Annotated in this window: 1 protein-coding gene; it reads right to left on the bottom strand. The window is 39.9% G+C overall.

Annotated elements, in window-relative coordinates:
* Positions 1–2,857 (bottom strand): SusC/RagA family TonB-linked outer membrane protein (locus tag ACR2F7_RS10555; protein ID WP_432713534.1); only part of this gene is annotated, 2,857 nt, incomplete at both ends.

Genomic DNA, 2,857 nt, shown 5'->3' with positions numbered 1-2,857 from the left:
GACATTTACTTTTGAAAGTAGACTGCTTGGTAAAGTATAACCAAAATTAATACTTCTGATCTTCACAAATGAACCGTCCTGATAAGCTAAGGTAGAACCAAAATTTAAACGATCGGTACCTGCATCCGGAGCCGGAAAATCATTGGTAGGATTGCTGGTAGTCCAATAATCAGTTTTAATTTGATTACTACGTCCCTGGTTAAAGAAAGAGAAGCCATTAGCACCACCATCTGCTGATAAATAAGGAACCAGAACTTTCATACCAATTCTAGCAAAAACAACGACTGATAAATCAAAAGCTTTATAGCTAAATCTATTGGTGATACCACCCTCCCATTTAGGTTGGAAATTACCAATCACCTGTCTGTCGCTGGCATCAATTTTACCATCTTTGTTAAAATCTTCTACCTTTATTTGTCCGGCAAATTGTACTGGTGATGTTTGTCCAGCTAAAGCACCACTGGTGGCATCAGCCGTTTGCCAGATACCCAATTTCTTCACATCATAAATCACCGTTAAAGGTTGACCTACAAACCATCCATTGCTGACATTTGATTTTTCTTCTTTTGTAGTTAACTGGGTAATTTCTTCTCTGTTTAAAAAGAAATTCATATCCATACTCCAGTTAAAACCAGTTTCGGAAACAATATTATTAGTAGTCAAGCTCACCTCTAGGCCGCGGCCACGAGTTTTACCCAGGTTTTGGAAAGTACTTCCTGCACCATTACTATATGGTAAATTAACGGATAACAGGATATCTTTAGTTTTTTGATCATAGGTATCAATGGAACCAGTAATGCGGTTATTAAACAAACCAAAATCTAAACCAATATCCCATTGAGAAGTTGACTGCCAGCCTAAATCAGAATTTGGCAGTGTAGTAACCAGGTAAGCAAGTTGTTGTCCTGAAGTCGTTTGTCCAAAGTTATATGCACTGGCAGACAAACCACCTAAAGTTGCATAAGCACCCACATTTCTGTTTCCAGAAACGCCCCAGCCACCTCTTAATTTTAAATTAGAAATAAAGTTAGCCGACTTCATAAAAGCCTCATTGGAAATATTCCATCCCAAGCCAATAGCAGGGTAAGTGAAATATTGATGTCCTGGAGATAAAGTAGAAGAACCATCCTGACGCAAGGTTGCTGTTACCAGGTAACGACTATCATAGCTATAGTTCAATCTACCCATATAAGAGATTAACCCCAGTTCAGAAAAACCTGTAACATCAGGATTTGAAACAGGTGCAGCACTTGCCAAACCAAAATTAGAGTTGAGCACATAATCTGCAGGCACTCCTGTTACTGTAAATCCAGATGATTTATTATGGTCTTTTTGCAACTCAAATAAAGCCGTTACACTTAACTTATGCTTCTCTGCAAAGGTTTTATCATAGTATAACAAGTTTTGAATATTCGTTGACCATGATTCTGAATTATTGATAGTTGCATTAGAACTCGCCTGACTAGGATTGGTATTGGTATAAGTAAGGGGTCCATTATACCCATTGCCATTTTCCTGTCTAAAATCCAAACCAACATTTAAACGGTATTTTAAGCCTTCAAAAAGCTGAGCTTCACCATATAAACTGTTGAAAGTCCTGAATCTTCTTGTTCTGGCTAAAATAGCATCGCTTTTTGTAATTAACGTCAAAGGATTTATTCCTGCAGCATCGATAGAGCCAACTGAGGGGTTAAGATTTAAAGTTCCATCAGCATTATAAGGAGAGGCTAAAGGTGTCAATTTCACCAGGCCACTTGGCACACCGCCACCGCCGGGTGTATTGTTATAAGATATGGTATTGATGGAGTTTAATCCTACTTTAATAGCATTATTTATTCTATGGTCAATTGTTGTACGAAGCGTACCTCTGGTAAAATCCTGATGAGGAATGATGCCCGATTCTTTATAATAGCCGCCGCTCATGCCAAACTGCGTTTTATCACTCCCACCACTGATGCTCAACTGGTGTTGGTTGGTATAACCGTTTTTATAAATAAGGTCTTGCCAGTTGGTAGAAACACCAGCATCAAGCGCCGCTTGCTCAGCCTGTGTTAACAAATAAGAAGTTGTACCAGGTGAAGTGCGGTTATAGGTTGCCGCATCAAGTTTAAACTGCGCATAACCCGGACCATCGTAAACATTGTACTGATCCAATACCCTTGAAACACCTAAATAAGCATCATAAGTAATCACTGCTTTTCCTGTTCTTCCTCTTTTGGTGGTGATTAAAATTACACCACCTGCACCTCTTGAACCATAAATTGCTGTCGCCGAAGCATCTTTCAGAATGTCCATACTGGCCACATCATCAGGACTAAAATCATTGATACTACCCCCGTAAGGCATGCCATCTATCACCAATAAAGGACCATCTAAAGCATCACTGGAACCCTGAGAGTTCGTGATGGTTCTATTTCCCCTAATCCGAATGGAGCCACCAGTACCCGGTGTAGAGCCATTGCTCACTACCGTAACACCGGCAGTTCTACCTTTTAATTGGGCAATTAAGTTAGGTGCGGGTACTTCTTTAAGTGTAGCTTCACTGATGGATACCACAGAACCTGTTACATCACTCTTTTTCACAGACCCGTAGCCGACCACCACAACGTCATTTAATTCATTTGCACCAGTAGACATTACAATGGTTTGCACTGTGTTTCCGCCTTTAATGGTTACTTCTTTCGAAGCATAGCCAATAAAAGAAATCACCAATGTGTTTTCATTATCAGCAGCAGTGATGGAAAAAGAGCCATCCTGTCCTGTCACCGTAGATTTACCGGATAGTTTCAATTTCACACCAGCACCAGGCAAAGGTTGATTTTTTTCATCCAATACTCTCCCTTTCAGGTTTTTTTGG

The sequence above is a fragment of the Pedobacter sp. genome, assembly GCF_045628745.1.
Classification (GTDB): Bacteria; Bacteroidota; Bacteroidia; order Sphingobacteriales; family Sphingobacteriaceae; genus Pedobacter.
Note: the sequence above shows the minus strand (reverse complement) of the source record. Positions and strands in the feature narration are given on the sequence as shown.